28 protein-coding genes are annotated in these 18,120 nt (G+C 57.5%); 23 read left to right on the top strand and 5 right to left on the bottom strand.

The annotated features are described in order from the left end of the window. Positions 1-61 precede the first annotated feature (61 nt). Positions 62-1,174 (bottom strand): phage integrase, encoded by a 1,113-nt coding sequence (locus FIV38_RS27690; RefSeq protein ID WP_092232020.1) that lies wholly within the window; start codon positions 1,172-1,174, stop codon positions 62-64. Between the two features lie 27 nt (positions 1,175-1,201). Continuing rightward, entirely contained in the window at positions 1,202-1,438 is a 237-nt protein-coding gene (locus tag FIV38_RS27685; RefSeq protein WP_092237243.1) for a helix-turn-helix domain-containing protein, read from the bottom strand. An 89-nt stretch (positions 1,439-1,527) separates the two neighbouring features. Between FIV38_RS27685 and FIV38_RS27680 the strand changes: the two genes are divergently transcribed. From FIV38_RS27680 to FIV38_RS30080, 9 genes are all read left to right on the top strand, one after another. Beyond that, positions 1,528-1,764 (top strand): hypothetical protein, encoded by a 237-nt coding sequence (locus FIV38_RS27680; RefSeq protein ID WP_092232017.1) that lies wholly within the window; start codon positions 1,528-1,530, stop codon positions 1,762-1,764. A gap of 11 nt (positions 1,765-1,775) precedes the next feature. Further along, positions 1,776-4,445 (top strand): toprim domain-containing protein, encoded by a 2,670-nt coding sequence (locus tag FIV38_RS27675; protein WP_092232015.1) that lies wholly within the window; start codon positions 1,776-1,778, stop codon positions 4,443-4,445. Further along, entirely contained in the window at positions 4,445-4,885 is a 441-nt protein-coding gene (locus tag FIV38_RS27670; RefSeq protein WP_092232012.1) for a hypothetical protein, read from the top strand. Before FIV38_RS27675 ends, FIV38_RS27670 begins: the two co-directional genes overlap by 1 nt. 30 nt (positions 4,886-4,915) lie before the next feature. Beyond that, positions 4,916-5,209, top strand: coding sequence for a hypothetical protein (locus FIV38_RS27665; protein WP_092232009.1), 294 nt, complete (start codon positions 4,916-4,918; stop codon positions 5,207-5,209). Between the two features lie 12 nt (positions 5,210-5,221). Next, on the top strand, positions 5,222-5,473 hold the full coding sequence (locus FIV38_RS27660; RefSeq protein ID WP_092232006.1) for a hypothetical protein: 252 nt from the start codon (positions 5,222-5,224) through the stop codon (positions 5,471-5,473). Between the two features lie 61 nt (positions 5,474-5,534). Then, complete coding sequence (locus tag FIV38_RS27655) at positions 5,535-5,810, top strand: hypothetical protein (protein WP_092232003.1); 276 nt, start codon at positions 5,535-5,537, stop codon at positions 5,808-5,810. Next, on the top strand, positions 5,803-6,039 hold the full coding sequence (locus FIV38_RS30745) for an Arc family DNA-binding protein (protein WP_092232000.1): 237 nt from the start codon (positions 5,803-5,805) through the stop codon (positions 6,037-6,039). Before FIV38_RS27655 ends, FIV38_RS30745 begins: the two co-directional genes overlap by 8 nt. Further along, the gene (locus FIV38_RS27645) at positions 6,027-6,254 is read left to right on the top strand and encodes a hypothetical protein (RefSeq protein ID WP_092231995.1); all 228 of its coding nucleotides are present in this window, start codon (positions 6,027-6,029) and stop codon (positions 6,252-6,254) included. Before FIV38_RS30745 ends, FIV38_RS27645 begins: the two co-directional genes overlap by 13 nt. Positions 6,255-6,668: 414 nt before the next feature. Next, positions 6,669-6,881 (top strand): hypothetical protein, encoded by a 213-nt coding sequence (locus FIV38_RS30080; protein ID WP_167362620.1) that lies wholly within the window; start codon positions 6,669-6,671, stop codon positions 6,879-6,881. Here FIV38_RS30080 and FIV38_RS27640 read toward each other — a convergent pair. The 3 genes from FIV38_RS27640 to FIV38_RS27630 all read right to left on the bottom strand — a co-directional run bounded on the left by FIV38_RS27640 (position 6,854) and on the right by FIV38_RS27630 (position 10,032). Next, positions 6,854-7,114, bottom strand: a complete 261-nt coding sequence (locus FIV38_RS27640; RefSeq protein WP_092237240.1) for an Ogr/Delta-like zinc finger protein — start codon at positions 7,112-7,114, stop codon at positions 6,854-6,856. The genes FIV38_RS30080 and FIV38_RS27640 overlap by 28 nt on opposite strands. Positions 7,115-7,193: 79 nt before the next feature. Next, positions 7,194-8,060 (bottom strand): phage portal protein, encoded by an 867-nt coding sequence (locus FIV38_RS27635; protein WP_235861059.1) that lies wholly within the window; start codon positions 8,058-8,060, stop codon positions 7,194-7,196. Beyond that, positions 7,972-10,032, bottom strand: coding sequence for a terminase large subunit domain-containing protein (locus FIV38_RS27630; RefSeq protein WP_167362624.1), 2,061 nt, complete (start codon positions 10,030-10,032; stop codon positions 7,972-7,974). The genes FIV38_RS27635 and FIV38_RS27630 overlap by 89 nt, the downstream gene beginning before the upstream one ends. A gap of 162 nt (positions 10,033-10,194) precedes the next feature. Between FIV38_RS27630 and FIV38_RS27625 the strand changes: the two genes are divergently transcribed. The 14 genes from FIV38_RS27625 (at position 10,195) to FIV38_RS31060 (ending at position 18,120) form a co-directional block, all read left to right on the top strand. Further along, on the top strand, positions 10,195-11,118 hold the full coding sequence (locus FIV38_RS27625) for a GPO family capsid scaffolding protein (RefSeq protein WP_092231989.1): 924 nt from the start codon (positions 10,195-10,197) through the stop codon (positions 11,116-11,118). Further along, entirely contained in the window at positions 11,119-12,144 is a 1,026-nt protein-coding gene (locus FIV38_RS27620; RefSeq protein WP_092231986.1) for a phage major capsid protein, P2 family, read from the top strand. Beyond that, positions 12,141-12,857, top strand: a complete 717-nt coding sequence (gene gpM, locus FIV38_RS27615) for a phage terminase small subunit (RefSeq protein WP_092231984.1) — start codon at positions 12,141-12,143, stop codon at positions 12,855-12,857. Before FIV38_RS27620 ends, gpM begins: the two co-directional genes overlap by 4 nt. Positions 12,858-12,954: 97 nt before the next feature. After that, positions 12,955-13,416, top strand: coding sequence for a head completion/stabilization protein (locus FIV38_RS27610; RefSeq protein ID WP_092231982.1), 462 nt, complete (start codon positions 12,955-12,957; stop codon positions 13,414-13,416). Beyond that, positions 13,413-13,859 carry a phage tail protein gene (locus tag FIV38_RS27605; RefSeq protein WP_092231979.1) on the top strand — a complete coding sequence of 149 codons (447 nt, stop codon included), beginning with the start codon at positions 13,413-13,415 and terminating at the stop codon, positions 13,857-13,859. Before FIV38_RS27610 ends, FIV38_RS27605 begins: the two co-directional genes overlap by 4 nt. Beyond that, positions 13,849-14,529: a phage virion morphogenesis family protein gene (locus FIV38_RS27600; protein ID WP_092231976.1), complete on the top strand. Its 681-nt coding sequence runs from the start codon at positions 13,849-13,851 to the stop codon at positions 14,527-14,529. Before FIV38_RS27605 ends, FIV38_RS27600 begins: the two co-directional genes overlap by 11 nt. Positions 14,530-14,540: 11 nt before the next feature. Further along, positions 14,541-15,656, top strand: a complete 1,116-nt coding sequence (locus FIV38_RS27595; RefSeq protein WP_092231973.1) for a DUF2586 domain-containing protein — start codon at positions 14,541-14,543, stop codon at positions 15,654-15,656. Between the two features lie 6 nt (positions 15,657-15,662). Further along, the gene (locus tag FIV38_RS27590) at positions 15,663-16,112 is read left to right on the top strand and encodes a phage protein (RefSeq protein ID WP_092231970.1); all 450 of its coding nucleotides are present in this window, start codon (positions 15,663-15,665) and stop codon (positions 16,110-16,112) included. Then, on the top strand, positions 16,112-16,324 hold the full coding sequence (locus tag FIV38_RS27585) for a TraR/DksA C4-type zinc finger protein (protein WP_092231967.1): 213 nt from the start codon (positions 16,112-16,114) through the stop codon (positions 16,322-16,324). The genes FIV38_RS27590 and FIV38_RS27585 overlap by 1 nt, the downstream gene beginning before the upstream one ends. Then, entirely contained in the window at positions 16,321-16,650 is a 330-nt protein-coding gene (locus FIV38_RS27580; protein WP_235205576.1) for a hypothetical protein, read from the top strand. Before FIV38_RS27585 ends, FIV38_RS27580 begins: the two co-directional genes overlap by 4 nt. After that, entirely contained in the window at positions 16,647-17,180 is a 534-nt protein-coding gene (locus tag FIV38_RS27575; RefSeq protein WP_092231964.1) for a lysozyme, read from the top strand. The genes FIV38_RS27580 and FIV38_RS27575 overlap by 4 nt, the downstream gene beginning before the upstream one ends. After that, positions 17,180-17,635, top strand: a complete 456-nt coding sequence (locus FIV38_RS27570; RefSeq protein ID WP_092231961.1) for a lysis system i-spanin subunit Rz — start codon at positions 17,180-17,182, stop codon at positions 17,633-17,635. Before FIV38_RS27575 ends, FIV38_RS27570 begins: the two co-directional genes overlap by 1 nt. Positions 17,636-17,668: 33 nt before the next feature. Next, positions 17,669-17,956 carry a putative phage tail assembly chaperone gene (locus tag FIV38_RS27565; RefSeq protein ID WP_092231958.1) on the top strand — a complete coding sequence of 96 codons (288 nt, stop codon included), beginning with the start codon at positions 17,669-17,671 and terminating at the stop codon, positions 17,954-17,956. A 20-nt stretch (positions 17,957-17,976) separates the two neighbouring features. Next, complete coding sequence (locus tag FIV38_RS31060) at positions 17,977-18,120, top strand: DUF6890 family protein (protein ID WP_370881244.1); 144 nt, start codon at positions 17,977-17,979, stop codon at positions 18,118-18,120.

Here is an 18,120-nt window from a genome sequence, read left to right as displayed (position 1 = left end):
TAGGCAATCAGATCATTCATGCGGATATCCTTTTGTTGTTTATGTTCTTAACCCATTGAATTCATTGGGCTAGGTTTGATTTTCCGTTTTGGATTACGTCCTTGTCCGATTGCACAATGTCCACATAGTGTCCACGGCCCGCAGCCAAGGGATTTAAGTTCACGACTTCAGCGAGATGACCAGGGCTGAAGTGGGCATATCGAGTGGTCATTTCCAGGGACGAATGACCAAGGACTCTCTGCAGCGTCAGGATATCTCCACCATTCATCATGTAGTGACTGGCAAAGGTGTGCCTTAACACGTGTGTAGCCTGACCTTTAGGCAGCCCCAACTGCAGCTGTGTGGCGATCAATGAAAAGGCCGTCCAGGTTGCTTTGTATCCTGACTTGAATGGCATCACCTGGAGCAATTTTTTCTCCAGTACAGGAGCAATTGGAACTGTTCGGTTCCTGGCGGATTTGGTTCTAGTAAAGTGAATTCGTCCGTCACGTACTTGGCCAACATCTAAGTTTGCCGCTTCAGCCCAGCGTGCCCCTGTTGATAAGCAAATGCGGGCAATGACTCCGACGTCTGTTGGGTCTTCATCGAGCTTGGCCAGTAGCTGCGCGATCTGTTCGCTCGATAGATACGTCATCTCACTTTGATCAAACTTCAGGGCTCTTACACGGGAGAGAGGGTTTCCCCCCGTCCACTCTCCGATTCTCTCAAGCTCGTTAAAAACGGCGCGTAAGTAGCCCAGTTCGTGATTCGCGGTGTTCGCGGAAATAGGGGCAGTGGTGCCGTCCTTTTTTCCGTCGCTATCTGTGCGCACTCGGCCCCATTTTCCATTCAGGCGAGCGGCGCGGTATTGGGTGTAGTCACTCGCAGTAAAGTCACTGGCAACAGGATCGCCCAGGTGGGTAGCCATCCGGTCGAGGTAGGCCCGGCAGGCCTCGCCTTTCTTTAAGTTACGGCCATGAAGTTTGAACCAGAGAGAGATCAGCTCTGACAGTCGGCGTTCATCTCGTTTGGGCTTTTTCTCAAACTCACCGTTCGCACCGTCCCCCATGATCCGACGCTCATAGACCATAGCTTCATTCTTGGTCCGAAACTTCTTGCGAACACGTGGGCCATCCCTCCCGTCTGGTCGGCAGTCAACAAGCCAATCACCGGCATCGAGTTTTTTAAGCGACATAGGTAGTCAGCACTTTTTGGTTTCTATCTACAGAGGGCTGATTTGCCCGCATTCGGGGGCGGTATCACCAGTCATGAACCAGAGCGTGTACCGCTTGAATCGAGGGTGATTGACGATCTTGAAGATGGGAGGGGCGCCCATTTCGGAAATCCCAGCTTCGTATTTCTTATACGTGCTGATGCTTATGTCCATCACCTCACAGAACTCGCTTTGAGTTAGGTCTTCCTTGGCTCGTATCGCCTTCAGCTTCGCTGGTATTTCCACAATCCCACCCTTGACAAGTTCCACTCATGGAACCAATATAGTTCCAGAAGTGGAACCATTTCGGAAAATATACCCAAGGAGAATAGCAAATGCAGATCACCATCGACACGCCATATGTGACCCCAACCGAGTTTGCGCGTCGCGCTGGGCTCACTGAGCGCTCAGTTCGTCACAAAATCGACCAAGGTTTGTTTCTGGTCAAAGAAAAGCAGCCAGGTGAAAAGGGCACTGTTTTTATCAATATGGTGTACATGGCAATGGAGGCGGCGGACCAGGCGGAACGTGTCCGTGCGGTCAAGAACAAGAAAAAAGCCGGTGAAATGTAAGGAGCCGGCAAATGCAATTTGAAGACATTTACCGCCTGGAAGTCGTCAGTGCCCTGGAGCACGACCACGACCTGGACTTCAAAGACATAGGCGACAAGTACCTGCAGAAGGGCATCTGCCCAAGTTGCGGGGAACGAACCCTATACATCGCTCGCAAGCAGCCCTATCAGCTCAAGTGCAATCGGCTTAACCAATGCCAGCACGAGGAAAAGACTCGGGAGCGATACAGCCACCTGTTTGAAAACCTGAGTGAGCGTTTCCCGCGTACGGAACTAAACCCGAACGCAACCGCCGACGCCTACCTGCAGCGCAACCGCGGCTTTGACATAAGCAAGATGAAGGGCTGGTACGAACAAGCCCGCCGGCAAATGCTTGATGGTCAATGGGCTGATACGGTGCGCTTCCCCCTGTGCAACGGTTACTGGGAACGAATCATCGACGCCACGATGGTCGCGGCCAACGGCGGCGACAAGGCCGGTATCAAGTACAAGATGAGCTACAAGGCCGGCGGTTGGATGCCGCCAGGCATGGTCATCGAGAAGGGCGATAACGTCTACATCGTGGAAGGGATCTTCCATGCCATCGCCTTACACCTAGCCGGTTACAAGGTGATCGCCTCCATTTCGGCCAACAACTTCCCCTGGAATGTGATCGAGGCCCACAAGGGCAATAAGGTGCGCTGGATCATCGCCCTGGACGACGACAAGGCCGGCCACCTGGTGATTCCCAAATACCGCCGCCAACTGCATGCCATGGACGAACTCGCGTGGGTTGCGTTGGCTGGGAAAGATCGTGACTGGGACGATGTGTACCGCGACGGCCAGCTCGACAATGTATTCATGCAAGAGGCCAGTTACCAGGGCCGGCTGTTTGTTGCCCCCACACCCTCCAAACGGGCCTATCTGCTTCATCTGAAAAAGCCGTTGAGCTTCTTTTTGCTTGAGTTTGGGAATCGTCTTTACACCGCAAAGGTGGATACCGACGAGCTCAATAAGGAACTCAATAAAGACCAGGAGGGTGGAGCGATCACCAAAACAAGGGAAGAACTGTTCGACAAGTATTGCGACATCAAACAGGTGGCCAACTGCGTTCCCCACTTTGAATACATCCAACGCGATGCACTTAGCGGCGACCAACAGTTCTTTTTCCAGTTCAACTTTCCGAACCCTGCACAGAACTGCAAGGAACCATTGGCTCCGAACTCAATTGGGAATCCGCGTAGCTTCGCCCAATCGCTCCTGGAGCGCACACCAGGCGGGAACTTTGAAGGAGGCGAGAAGGTGCTGGCCATGCTGCGTAGTCGCTGGCTGGATAACGCCTTGACCGTTCGTGCACTGCCATTTGTGGGCTATGACGCGGCCAGCAAGACCTATTGCTATCAAACGTTCGGTTATCACAAAGGCCGCGAGTACCTGGCCAACAGTCACGGCTATCTGGAGGTCGGTAAAACCGGACTGAAAACGTCACTCAGCAGCCTGGCACTGACACGCGGGACGGACTTCGATCCTCACTGGTTTTCGGACTTCGTTGAGGTCAACGGCCTGAATGGTTTGGCGGCCCTCTCCTGGTGGACGGCTACCTTGTTCACCCAGCAGATCCGCAACAAACAAGAGTCGTGGCTTTTTTTAGAACTGACTGGGGATGCCGGCGCGGGCAAATCCAGTTTGTTGCGATTCCTCTGGCGCCTACTTGGCCGGGCAAACTATGAGGGGATGAAACCTAACGCAACGGGTGCCAGCGCCATCGGCCTGACCCGGGCCTTGTCGCAAGTGAGCAACCTCCCGGTAGTGCTGATCGAATCAGACAGCACAATTGTTGATGCTCAAGGCCGTGAGACCACCAGTCAGTACAACTGGGAAGACTGGAAAATGCTTTACGACCAAAACGCCAACATCCGCACCGTGGGCGTCAAGTCATCGAGTAATGACACCGATAGCCTGATATTTCTCGCCGCTCTTTGCATATCTCAAAACGCTAGCGTGAAAGGCTCCGAGGCCATCCTGACGCGAATTGCCCACATGCACTGCACACGTGCCGGGCATACACCGGCTCGCAAGGTCATCGCGACCCGTTTGAACGCCCTTCCGGTCGAAGAACTTGCAGGCTATTTACGCCGGTGCCTGGAGCAGGAAGCGAGCTGGCTGGAACATTACTTTGCCGCCTTCGCTCAATACGAGGCAAAGCTACAAGCAAACCCGGCGATTCAGCACCAGCGGATCGTGCAATGCCACGCGCAGCTGATGGCGGCCGCCAAGGCCACTCAGGCGCTGTTCCCGGGTTGGGGTGACCAGCTCTTGGATCAGCTCTTTAAACATGTGGAAAACCGCGCCATAGACCGGCAGCAGCGTGTCAGCAGCGAAGACCCAACGGCCGCCAGGTTTTGGCAGATCTATCACTACCTGAATGAAAAGGTGATCACGATCACTGACCAGGAAGGGGGTCGGGAGGTTACCCAAGAGACGCTTAATCACAGCTCCGATCGCAGCTTGATCGCAATCAACATCGAGCACTTTCACAACGCTTGCCGGCTCGCTGGCCAGGAAGTCATCCACGCCACCCAACTCCAACGCGCACTGCCGAAAAGCAGCTCACACACCTACGTCGAGACACGCAAAGTTCGATCGGTGATTGAGAAGCGCCCGCTCAACTGCTGGATCTTCCGCAAGGGAGGGAAAGAGTGATGAACGTCGGAATGATGAACGTCCGTGTGAAGTCCAACACAGGGCATTTTTCTGGTTTGTGCGTGTTGCCACTGAGCTGCCGGAACATCCGGAACAATATTAATATCTATAAAAATATCTATATAAAACATACATATAGAAAGCATAGCCCCATCACTGATAGCCGGAACATTCTGGAACACACCGGAACATTCTTTATGGCCCTGTTCCGGAAATGTTCCGGTAGCGCCATTTTCCAGAACATCGCTGCAGCCCTTTTAAGTCAAGGCCTCCAGCCAATCATCGGCAAAAAATGTTCCGGCATGTTCCGGCTACAGGTGCACAAGCCTCGAACAGCTAAAACCCATGGGGGCCGGGGCCTACAGCCAATCTCATTTTTATTGTTCCGGATGTTCCGCCGTACAGGTGGGCACACACATCTTTTTAACGCGAACGTCTGACTGCCACACCCACGAAGAAGGAGCAACACCATGCAAGTGCAAGTAATCATTGGCAACGCTGCCCCCGGCAAAAACACCACGCTGCAGGAGATCCAGGCCGAACTGGCCAGCCAGGGGATCGAAGTTCCAATCATTGTCGGCGCGGCCTACACCACGCCCTTTTTCCTTAACCAAATCTCCAGCCTCGCTATAGCGGGCGGTAAGCACTTCCTGGCAGACGACTGCACCAACTTTCAAATCAAGGCCGTGTTGAACCTTGCGGCACAAGAGGAAAAGTCGGGCTTGCCCTATGACCTGGTTGTGCACCTGGTGCGCCAGGCCTGAGAGGGAATCGCCATGATCATTCGCTACAGCGCCAACACCTTGCCCGGACAACTGCAGTTACCGATCAGTTACGTGGACATGTGCACGCCCGAAGATTTGGCCGAATTGGCGACCGCTGCTCATTGGCAGGATCACCCAGAGGATACCCCGACCATGATCACAGTCGTGCACATGCAAGACGTGGACGGCCGCGATTTGGGGTTGTTTGAAGTGCGCTGTGAACAGCGCCTGGTATTCACGGCCTGTCAATTGCGGCAAGCCTGAAAAAGAACGGTGCCGAGGAGTTGCAGCTCCTCGACACCAACCACCACAAAGGAGCAACACCATGAAAGCAGAACGCCCAAGCAGCAGTGAACACAAGGCTATCACATCACCCGAGCAGGCCCGCAGCACCTTTATGCCTCCACGCCGGCTGTTCGCCACTGCAGTGATCGGCGCCGCGCTGATCGGCTACCTAGTGCACAAAACCCCGGACTCCCGTCAGCGCCTCGAAACCATGGCCGAAATGGCCCAGGCCCTGGGCGTCTTGTCAGAGAGTGATGCCGCCGTGGTCGCCAAACTGCTGGCCAACCCAACTATTAAGGAGACAGCCCATGCTTGATTCCCGCGAGCAAGATAAGTTTGTGATCCGTCTGCCCGACGGCCTGCGTCCACAGATCGCAGCTACCGCCCGTAATAACCAGCGCAGCATGAACGGAGAGATCGTTATTCGGTTGCAACGCTCGCTCACCCAGGACCAACTCAGAGACGAACAGGAGAAAATTATCAGCGTGTTGCTCAAGAAAATTGAAGATCTGGAAGCCCAGGAGGCAACCCCATGTTCGTATTGATCGACGGGAGAACAGTCACCCTCAGTGATGATCAACACGATCAGCTACTTCGACAATTAGAGTTACCCTCGGACTTCGTGCTGGTGGATGCCACGGGGTTGCTGCAGCACGATACAGGGACCGGGGTAGTGCATATTCCCCTTCCTTTGGGGGTGGTTGTAGCTGCGTTTGAAAATACGTCAGGTCAACGGCGTTTCGGGGTTGTCACGCTTTGACGAAAAGATAGCGAAAAACTCCAAGAAAATTCTGATTTATAAGGCGCTTCGGCGCCTTTTTTTGCTTGCGAATCGGGTTTTGTTGGCGAGGTGTATAACTTTGAAATGCGAGTTTTGTGTCAAGAGCGTGCTAGATGTGTCACGTATTTCAATACGTTGAGTACAAAACTCTGTACATGAAACTTAAGTCTCATGTATTTAGTTGTTGTTTGTTTGGTTTGTGATTGGCGAAAAGCAAAAAGCCGTAAAAAGCAAGCTGTAATAGTGGATGTTCTGGAGTAAACCAACGGTAAAATATTATTTTACTGATAGTTTACTTTGATAAAAAACCATGTTCCGAATGCTTGACGAATTAAAAGGCCAGCATCTAAACTCTGTTCCATCAAGCCTCTGTCGGATATGGAATTTGCAATTATGAAAAAAAATTATGAGTTGACGGAGTTTCGAGAGGAGTTACAAAATTGCCGGAATTCGGTTGCATTTGCTTTAGAGGTTTTGCCGACGGATACAGAACTTTCAGAGTATGCAAAGGCCGGGTTTACTCAATTTAGAATTGATTGTTTTGAACAGTTAAACTCGGTTGTTTCAAAAGTATGCAGTCAAGTGGATGGTAGCGCACCGAGTTGATCAAATAACTCTCTCTGTTGAGCACGGGGCAGGTCGCGAAGTCGGTCGAACAATAAACGATCGACCGCCTGCGCCGAAGGGCTGAGAGTATGGGAAAAGGTGAGGTTGGCTACCCAAGTATGACCACAAGTGGCATCGCCGCACTGGCAGTAGAGTTTGGCAAACTTCTTGGAAAGATCATCACGCGAAGCAATACGACCTTTACTGCCACACTCCGAACAATACACCCGCATCAGCATCCCTCCCCAGGGTTCCATATCAGGCACTATTCTGCCACAAGATGTAGTGGTTTTCCCTATCGGGGGCCCAACATCAAGTAACCTCGGCCATTACGGCAACTTCCCGCCACCCAAACCGCCGATCTTCCCGTAGCGTCTCGTTAAGCTGGCTGAATAGCTGGCAGATCGGGCGTATCTCGTTGCTGGTGTATACCCGGTCGATCTTTTCGATATCGCCAAAACCGGCGCTGTTTTCCGGAATGATCCCGGCCAGCGCGGGGTTCATGCGCCAAGCTGCAATCACGTCGTTACGGGTGATGTTCTTTACCTTCTCCAGTTCGTCCTTGGCTTGGAAGTCTCCCACCGGGATGATCTGGATGGCCTTTTCGCCGCCGTCCGGAATGTTGACGAACATCGAGCGGAAGTTGCCCACCCCCTTACTGGCGCTGATCTGCGCTCGCAGCTCGTCCTCGTCTTCCTCGGTTAGGTTCGGGTCGTTGGTGTAGAAGATGTAGCCCGCGTGGGCGCCGTTGCTGTAATAACGCCGGCGGAACAGGGTTGCAGCTTCGTTGAGTAACAGCGCCTGCAGCCCGCCCAGGTAATCAGGCACGCCGTATATGTTCTGTTCCACGTCGTAGTTAAGGACATGTTCAATCTCGTCCTGGTCAAACTCCACTTCTTTGCCATCCGCCTGCAGCATCACAAACCCGCCGCTGACCATCACCCGCATGTTGATCGCCGGCAGGTGTTCCATTTCCAGGATCTGGCCGAACATGTTTGGCTTGCGGAAGAAGTACGCCTCCCCAAACACCATAAAGTCCAGCGCGGCGCGACTCATGGTGGCGGTGCTGCAGCCAAGCGACGGGATGAATTCACGCAACAGCAAGTTGCGCTTGAACCCGGGAATGGCCCCGTGGTGTGCGTTTGCACGCAGCAGCTTGGCCAGCCCCTGGCGCGACACTGGCGGCGTGTAGATTCGACCGTCGTGAGTGGCGAATACGCCCAGGTACTGCCCGATATTTTCGGTCAACACTTGTTCCGGGGCCCCAAAGGAAAACGCCCGCATGGCTTGCCGCTCGGGTTGTTTGTGTTGCTGCTTTCTTTTTCGCTGGGGCATGGCTACTGGATCCGCTGAGGGTGTAACGGCTACGCCGCTGTTTGTTGGTGTTGAGGGGTTCATTGGCCAGCGCGTGCATGACCGCCCAGGCCACATCGGCATGGCCGGTGGCGTCAGTACGGGAGGCGCTGTAGGTGATCTGCCCGCTGGCTGTGGCGCCGCGTTTGATGGTCAGGAACGCCTGGGCGATATCGCTCCAGCCGGCGTCCCACTCAATGCGGCTGCCCTGGATGGTGTCTTGGGCTTTGAGCACCAGAGTGTTTTTGGTTTCCAGGCTGTAGTGGATCGAGGTCGCCCGTGGATAGAAGTCGCGCACCAGGTCGAACACGCCGTAACCCACGCCGGTGGTGTCGATGCCGATGTGCTGCACGTTGAAGCGCTCGGTCAACTTCTTGACCTGGGCAGCCTGGAAAGTGAACGACTGCCCGCGCCAACTGTGTTTTTCCAGAATGCGGAATTTGGCGCCAGGCTCAAGTGGCGGCGCGACCACCACGCATGTGGCATCGTCCCGGGTCCGACTTGGGTCATAGCCCAGCCACACGGGGCTATTGCCGTATGGACGAGGGTTATCCGGGTCGTAATCAGTCCACAGCGCCAAGTCGGAATAGCAGCGTTCCAGGTCGGACAGTGAGAACACGCTTTGGGTGCTGTCGATAAACTTGCACATGAACAACTGATCAAAGCGATCTTCGTCATTCTCCAGGCGCAGGCGCTCAATGTTGAAGAGGTTGCAGCCACCGGCCTGGGCATCCAGAACGGTGATGACCTTTCGCCACTGCCCATCCGGGCACAGCGCGCCCTGGTGAATCGCCGCGTCACTCGGCCAGTCCTTGCCCAGTTTCTTGCCGCGTTTGCTGTTGCGGAATTCTTCACCTGTCCAAAACGGATAGGCTTCGTGTGTCACCGCGCTGGGCGTTGAGAAGTATGTCTGCCGCCATTTTTCATGTGCCGACATGCCGCTGGCCACGCCCTGGATCTTGTCGAAACGCGGAATCCAGAAATATTCATCGACGTACAGGTGCCCGTGGTAACTCTGTGCCGTCGAGGCGTTGGTGGACAAAAAGCGCAGCTCTGCCCAGGGCTTGCCATCTTTGCTCAATACGATCGGATTGCCCGTCAGCTCGACGTTAAACCACTTGCTGGCAAAGCTGATGATATAGCTGCGGAACACCTCTGACTGGGCGCGGCTGGCAGACAGGAACAGTTGGTTGTCACCCGTCAGCACCGCATCCATAAAGGCTTCGGCCGCGAAGTAATAGGTAAGCCCCACCTGGCGGCTTTTCAGGATGTTACGGATACGGGCCGTCAGCGGATTTTTCATCGCCGCCAACAGTTCCTGCTGGTACGCGAACATGTTTGAGGTGAACTTCTCCAAGAAATCTATCTCGGTGAGTTCACTAATATCGTTCTTGACCTTCTTTTCCCGCTTCCGGCCGCCTTTGTCGCCCCGATCGCGGCGCTCTGTGCGCTGGCCCTGGCGCGACTCCTGATGGTCGACGGGAGCATCCCCGGCGGGTGCTGGCGCCTGCTTGGCCGACTGCTTTAACAACCGATCGCGCACGACCGTTAGCCGATCCAGTTCGTCCAGTTCGCCCTTGGTCAGGGTCGCGGCTCTCTCCAGGATCAGGGTGATTCGGCGGCTGACGGCCGTCAGCGGTTCCTCATCCGAAAGCATCTCGTCCCAACCGCCCTTGGCGATCCAGTAATAGATGATGCGGATGTTTGGCAGCTTGAGTTGCGCCTGTATTTCACGCGGCTTACAGCGGCGCAAATAGAGGCGTTTGGCGGTTTCGCGAAGTTCGGGGGCATATGGCATGGCCGCAGTCTATGCGGCGAAAACCGGCAAAACGCGGGGTTAAATTCCGTGAATATCCTAGATCCTGAATATAGGAGGAACGCGCAAGGGAACCGTTTGTTTGAGTCCTGGCGGCTCCCTATCGTGGCGGCTCATATCACCGATTGAGCGCAGTTAACGCCCATGCCCCGTTCCCTTGTTTCGCTATGGAAACGTGTCGCCACCAGCGGCACCACCGCCGATGGTCGCGAGATCCTTCCCCAGGAACTGCGCGATGTCGCTGAGACCTATAAACCGTCGAAATACACGGCGGTGATCTGGAGCGAACACGAACGTGGCCCGGGCTCACACGGCACCGTATATGCCGCTCGCCTGGTTGAAGACGATGATGATCTGGAGCCTGGCCAAGTGGCCTTGGAGGCCCAGCTCAAGCCTAACGACAAACTGCTATGGCTGAACGATCGAGGCGAAAAGCTGTTCTCCAGCGTGGAGATCACCCCCAACTTTGCAGGCAGCGGCAAAGCCTATTTGACCGGCCTGGCCGTCACCGACTCACCGGCTAGCCTGGGCACTCAAGAACTCTACTTTTCCCGCCAAACCAACAAGGCCGCGTACTACGCCGCTTCCGTTGAGCTGGGGCAACTGATTGAGCCCGAGCCCCAGGGTGAGCTGGGCAAGTTGTCTTCCCTGATCACCAGCCTGTTTAAGCGCTTCGGCCTCGAAGAATCCCCCGCAACCCCGCAACCTCAAACAGAGAGCAAACCCCCAATGGATGAAGCTACAGCCAAAGCGCTGGCGGCACTGGTCGAACAGTTGTTGCTCGTCACTGCCGGCATTCAAACCCTGATCGAGCCAGCGACTACCGACGTTGAGCTGGAGCAGGAACCCATCGACAACGTAGAGGAATCCGTCCAGGACATTCTCGACAAAGCCGAGGAAGAACGTGCGTTTTCCCGTCGCCGCAAAACTGGCTCCAGCACCACCGCACTGGAAAAAGCCGTGGCCAACCTGGACAAGAAATTTTCCGCGCTGCTGGACGCCCCCAAGGGCCGCGTGATTCCCCGCACGACCGGCGCGAGCAACAGCCAAAAGCGGAGAGTTGTATAAATGGGCACCTCTCTTAGCAGTCACGCCCAGGAACAGTTCGCCCTCCTGCAGGACGATCTGGCTGAGTCGTACAACGTCCAGGACGCTTCTCGCCAGTTCGCTGTCGAGCCGAGCATTGCCCAGGAACTGAACGACAAAATCACCGAGAAATCCGACTTTCTCAGTCGCATCAACATCGTGCCAGTCACCGAAATCAAAGGCCAAAAGGTGATGATTGGCGTCACTGGCCCGGTGTCCAGCCGTACCAACACCAAAACCACCGACCGCGAGGCCAAGGATTTTTGCGACCTGGACAGCGTGGGTTATGAGCTGTTCCACACCGAGTCCGACGTGGGCCTGTCGTTCGCCAAAATCGACAGCTGGGCCAAATTCCCGGACTTCGCTGAACGCTACAGCGCGGCGGTGCAACGCCAAATCGCCTTGGACCGCATCATGATCGGCTGGCACGGCACCCATGCCGCGCCACAGACCGATATCACCGCTAACCCAATGCTCCAGGATGTGAACAAGGGTTGGCTACAAATCGCCCGTGAGCAGATCCCGGCCCAGGTACTCAAGGAAGGCGCAGTAGCGGGCAAGATCACCTTGGGCGCTGGCGGTGACTACGAAAACCTTGATGCCCTGGTGCACGACGTCAAGCAGATGATCGACCCGGTGTTCCGTGATGCCGGCGACCTGATCGCGATCATCGGTAGCGACTTGTTGGCCAATGACAAGGGCAAGCTGTACGCCAAGCAGGGCGGCACCCCTACCGAGAAAGAACGTATTGAAGGCGCCCAGGTGATCGCGACCTATGGCGGTTTGCCGTCCTTCGTGATCCCGCACTTTCCGGCCACCGGCGTGACGGTCACCAGTTGGGACAACCTGTCGTTGTACTTCCAGGACACCAGCTGGCGCCGTCACCTGATCGAAAACCCGAAGCGCTCCCGCGTCGAAGATTACAACGGCCGTAATGAAGGCTACGTGATCGAGCAGCTGGAAAAATTCGCGGCGATCGAAGCCGGCAACCTGGAGCTTCTTAAATGAGCATCGCCTTAGCCCATAAGCGGCGTGTACTCGCACAAGGCCCAGCGGCTGAGGCGCCAGTTACGCACTACAGCTCAACCACGGCCCTGGCCAGTCCAGCAAACGCCCAGAAGCATTTGAAGCTGATGGAGGTCGCGCTGGCCCTGGACCTGGAGCGCCTGAGCGGGATTAAGAGCCTGGACACCCGCCAGCAAATCAAGCGCGACGAGCTACTGCCCAAGTACATGGAGTACGTGGAGCGCTACCGCGATTCCGGCCTGAACCACCCCAACCCGGTGTTAACCCAGGTCGTGGTGTGGCTGTTCGATACCGTCCAGTTCGAACTCGGCCTGGAAGTGGCGCAGTTCGCCATGGCGCAAGACCAGCAGATGCCACCGCGCTTCAAGCGGCGTGATGTGCAGACCTTCGTCGCTGATGCGGTGATCGACTGGGCCGAGTCGGAATACAAGGCCAAGCGCAGTCCAGAACCCTACGTCAGTGATCTGCTGCCCTTCGTGGATGGCGAGTGGGATCTGTTTGAAGGCATTACGGCTCGCTACCACAAGGTGATTGGGCTTCAAGCCCTCGATTCCCAGGACTGGGACAAAGCCATCACTCACTTTGAGCGAGCCGTGGAGCTGTATCCAGAAATCGGCGTAGGAACGCGCCTGAACGGTGCCCGCAAAGCCCTGGAAAAACAGCAGAAAGAACAGGCCGATCAGGCCACTGAATAACCGTCTACCCCCCCTGCAGGGAGCTGTCGAAGTGAGTCAGCCATTTATGGCCCGCCCCACGGCAGACAGTTTTCCTGCCCTATTTGAGTGCCCAGCGATGAGCTTTTCCGGGAAAACCACCACCTTTGTGGATCGGCAGATTGAGAACGACGGCTTTTGGCCGAACCTCTCCTTGGCTGAATTCCAGAAGGAATATCGCCTGCCGGCGGAGTACCTGGTGGAGCTGCTGGGCGCGGACATGACCATGGCCATGATCGAGGTCAACAACGACCTGGCCAAGTGCAAGGCCAAGTGGCAAGCGTTCGGTATCACCAATATCGAGACCGCGGATTCCACGCTTCTGCCTGAACGCGCCTTCGGGGCGAAGCTGTACAAGCGCGCCGTGTACTGCCGCACCAAGGGCAATTCGTTGCCCCAGTTCGCCACCGTCACCCGCCGCGAAAGCGCCGAAAACACCGGCAAGGAAGCCCCCGAACGCCGCGAGACCTTTCTGGAGTTCAGCCAGCAGGCTGTCCGTGCCCTGCAGGGCCGTGGTCGCATCACGGCAGTGCTGTTGTGATCCAGCTCAAGGCGTTGACCGCCTACCTGATGGAACGCCGACTGGTGGAGCCTGAACAGTTCGACAGCTGGACCGAACAGGTCAGCCTGGAACTGATCTGGAAGCCCGATCGCGACGGTCTGCACATGTCCGATATGCGTTATCGCGCCGTGTTCGCCCTGGAGCGTTTCGCGGACCACCCGGCCAGGCTAATGGCCCTGGTCGCCAGTTGGCTCGAAACTCACGACAGTAATCGCGACCACCACGACCTGCCGGCGCCGCTGTTCAACGTCGAGCCCCTGGACGCGGACACCTTCGACGTGGAGCTGTCCCTGGAGTTCGTCGAGGCGCAATACCTGGCCGAAGATCCCACCGGCGAAATCGAGGCATTCGGCAAGACCTGGGCGTTTATCCCGTTCGATCTTTGGACCGCCGAACAGGGCGAGGTCGATCATGGCGCGTAGCACCCTGGAGCTGGACGCCCGGGGCTATCTGGGCGTGCGCGAGCAACTGGCGCTGCTGAGTCTGTCGCCGCAGTTGCGCCGGCGTTTGCTCAACAACGTGACCAAGCGCGTGCGGACCATGAGCCGCAAGCGGGTGCGCGATCAGCAGAACCTGGACGGCTCGCCTTTCGAGGCCCGCAAGGGATCGAGCAAGGGCAAAAAGAAGATGGAAGCCGGCCTGGCCAAGCTGCTGCAGGTCACCCGCGTGAGTGCCGACGAGGCCGAACTGGGCTGGCGTAACGCGCTGACCCGATGGGTCGCCGCCCAGCAACACAACGGCGTGTCAGAGCGGCGCACGGCCGCGCAAATGCGCCGCTGGAACAAGGTTCCACCAGGCACCGCCTGCACCGACAAGCAGGCCAAGCGCCTACGCCGCCTGGGCTTTCGTACCCGGCAGAAGGGCAAAAAGAGCCTGACCCGCCCGTCAGTAGCGTGGATTCAAGAGCATGTGAACTACGCCCAGGCCGGCCTGCTGATCCGCATTTTGAACGACGAACGAACCGAATCTACCGGCGCGCAGAGCTGGGATATCACCTTGCCCAAGCGCCAGTTCCTCGGTGCGAGCAGCGAACGTGACACCAGCGTGCTGGTTAACCAGGTGCTGCAGCAAATCCTAAATTCACCCCGCTAACGAGGCACAGCATGGCACTTGGCAAAGTCAGCGTTAACAATCTCAATCTGGGCCAAGGCGCCGTGACTGAGATCGAGCGCTATTTTCTGTTCATCGGGGCCGGCCCGAAAAACACCGGCAAATTGCTCGCCCTCAACACCGACAGCGATCTGGACAATGAGTTGGGCATTCCGGCAAGCGATCTGAAAACCCAGATCACTGCAGCACGCTTGAACGGCGGCGATCGTTGGGCGTGCCTGGCGGCGCCGATCGGCACTGATGGCGACTGGAAAACGGCTCTGGATATCGCGCAGCAACAGGGTTTTTCCGTTGAGGCCGTGGTGATCACCAAACCCGTCTTGAAGGGCGACGAACTGTCAGCCATGCACGATGCGGCCATTGGCGTGAGCAATGTCTACGGACGCCGCGTCTTCTTTATGGCCGCGACTGCCGGCATCGCGGCGCAACTCACCTGGGCGCAGTACCTGGTCGAGCAAAAAGCAATCACCGCCGGCGTGGCCGCGCCGCGTGTGCTGGTAGTCCCGCAGCTCCACGGCAATGACCAGGGCGTGCTGGCCGGTCGCCTGGCGAATGCCGCCGTCAGCATTGCCGACAGCCCCATGCGTGTGGCCACCGGCGCAGTGCTGGGCCTGGGGCCGGTGCCGATCGACAGCGAGGGTAAACCGCTGCCGTCTGCCATCCGTGCCGAGCTGGACAAAGCTCGCTTCTCGGTCTCGCAGACCTATCCCGACTACCCGGGCGTGTACTGGGGCGACGGCAACATGTTGGACACCCCGGCCAGCGACTACCAGGTAATCGAATATCTGCGCCTGGCCGACAAGGCGGCGCGCCTGGTGCGTCCGCTGTTGATCCGTCGCGTGGCCGATCGGCGCCTGAACAACACGGCCAACAGCATGGCGGTGAACGTCAACGCGCTGATGGCGCCCCTGCGCCGGATGGCCAAGTCGGTCAAATTCGCCGGCGAGGTGTTCCCGGGCGAGATCGAATCGCCAAAAGACGGCGACATCGTGCTGGTCTGGAAGAGCAAAACCGCCGTCGAGGCGTTTATCAAGCTCAAGCCCCACAACTGCCCGAAAGACCTCACGGCGAACATCGCCTTGGACCTTTCCACCGACGATTCGGAGTAACCCCGCATGTCACGTATTGGCGGCAAGAACTTTGACGTGAACCTGGGCGACCTCCTGGTCCACGTCGAAAGCTGCACCCTGGATATCACCGACAACAGCAAGGTCGCACAAACCCGGGGCGTACCTGACGGCTACGTCGATGGCGACGTGTCGGCCGCTGGCGAGTTTGAACTGGACTCGACCAACTTCGGCTTGCTGATCGACGCGGCACGCGCTGCCGGCAGCTTTCGCGAGCTGGAGGCGTTCGACTCGGTGTTTTTCGCCAAGGCTGGCGACGACGAGCTGCGCATCGAGGCGTTCGGCTGCAAGTTGAAGGTGTCGAGCCTGTTGAGCATCGACCCCAAGGGCGGCGAAAAGACCAAGCACAAGGTGCCGTTTGAGGTCACCAGCCCGGACTTTATCCGCATCAACGGCGTGCCGTACCTGAGTTCCACCGAGATCGAGGGCTTGGGCTGATGGGTGATTGGCTCGACGACTCCAAGAAGATCGAGGAACTGGAGCGCGAGCGGTGCATTCAGGCCCACCGCGCCCGTCTGCGCCCCTCGGGGCCGAGCCGTAGTCACTGCCTGGACTGTGACGACGAGATCCCGGCCAAGCGCCAGGAACAGGGCGGAATCATCCGCTGCACGCCATGCCAGACCACTTTCGAGAAGGGAAACCGCCGATGACCAACAGTCTGCGGCCAAGCCTCAACGAGGCACTTTCAGAGCCCGGCCGTTTGGCCGGCCTGGAGCAAAATATGGCAATCATGGAACACCGCCTGACCTACATGGAAACCCGGCATGAGTCCGTGCCTATCCGTGTCAGCAAGCTGGAACAGCAGTTTGAACACATGTCTGGCCAGCTGTCGGAACTCAACGTGGGCCAGCAGAAGCTGACCAGCGTGGTATCTGGCATTGGCACCAAAATCACCTGGGCGCTGGCGGTGGCCAGCACGCTGTGGGCCATCCTGCAGATGTTCGGGCCAGTCCTGTTGCGGGTGCTGTTCCCATGAGCCTGCGCGGCAAGATCGCCGCCGGCGCCATTGCTCTGTGCAGCTCCACGCTGGTGGTGTTCCTGGGCACTTGGGAAGGCAACGGCCAGAACACCGTGTATGCGGACAAGCTGGCCCGTGGCCTGCCGACCGTGTGCAAGGGCATCACCCGACACACCAGCCCTTACCCAGTTGTGGTCGGTGACTACTGGTCAGACGCCCGGTGCGATGAGGTGGAGCAACTGGTGATCCGCAAAGGCCAACTGCAGCTGGCCGACTGCATCACCAACCAGGACGTGGGCCAGAACACGTTCGACGCCCTGAGCAGCCATGGCCACAACTTCGGCACGCCCAGCACCTGCGCCAGTCGCGCCGTGGGCCTGATCAATGCCGGCCGCATCGAGGACGGCTGTGAGGCCCTGGCCTGGGCGCCTGACGGCAAAACACCGGTCTGGGCATTCATCACCACCGCCCAGGGCAAAAAGGTGTTTGTCCCGGGCCTGCACGCGCGCCGCCTGGCCGAGGTCGAGCTGTGCAAGGCGGGCTTGTGATGCTGCGCGGAGCCCTTTTCCCGTTGGCGCTGTGCCTGGTGGCCTGGATCGGTTTTGGCCTGCTGGAAGGCCAACGCGACGACGCCCGCCGCGAGCGTGACAGCGCCTTGTCCGAAGTGGTCGGGCTGCGCGAAGCCGCACGGATCAGCGGCGAGATGCTGGCCGACCGTGACGCCATCGACCTTCAACGAACCCAGGAATTGAACCATGAACGCGCTGAAAACGATGCTTTGCGCCTTGATGTTGGCGCTGGCCGTAAGCGGTTGCCAGTCAAGGCTACCTGCAGCGCCCCAACCGCCAGCAAAGCCGGCGCCGGCGGCCTGGCTGATGCAGGAACCGCCGAACTCACTGCAGACGCTCGACAAGATTATTTCACCCTCAGAGATCAGCTTGCCCTTAGTCGGCAAATGATCCTGGGCCTGCAGGACCACGTGCGCCGGATCTGCCTGCGCTGAACCTTACTTTTACCCCTGAACGGAGCAACACCCATGAACGATAAACGCGAGATCACCCTGGAAGTAGGCGACAAGGAATTCACCTTTGAACTGACCCCCCAGGACGTGACCAAGTACTTCAACGCGGTGACCCAAAACAACAAGGTCTCGCCGGCGAACAACCTGTTGGTGAACACCGTCAAGCAGGAACAGCGCGCCTCCCTCAAGGCCCAGTTGGGCAACCCGGTGCTGGTCATGCAACTGGCTGGTGCGCTCCTGGAAGAGTACGGCCCGGACGTTGAAATCATCGTAAAAAAGCCCTCGACCACGCCGAACGACTGACCGAAAACGGCCTTGGCCAACTGGTAGCCCTGGCCGGCCGCTGGCTACCTGGGGCCGAGCCCACCGCCGAGGTGATGGGCACGGCCAAATGGCTGGAAGACGAACACTGGCGCCGGATGGAAATCGCCATCGCTAACGGCATCGCCTACGCATTGAACGGATAA

The organism is Pseudomonas proteolytica, assembly GCF_007858275.1.
In the GTDB taxonomy this organism is placed as follows: Bacteria; Pseudomonadota; Gammaproteobacteria; order Pseudomonadales; family Pseudomonadaceae; genus Aquipseudomonas; species Aquipseudomonas proteolytica.
Note: the sequence above shows the minus strand (reverse complement) of the source record. Positions and strands in the feature narration are given on the sequence as shown.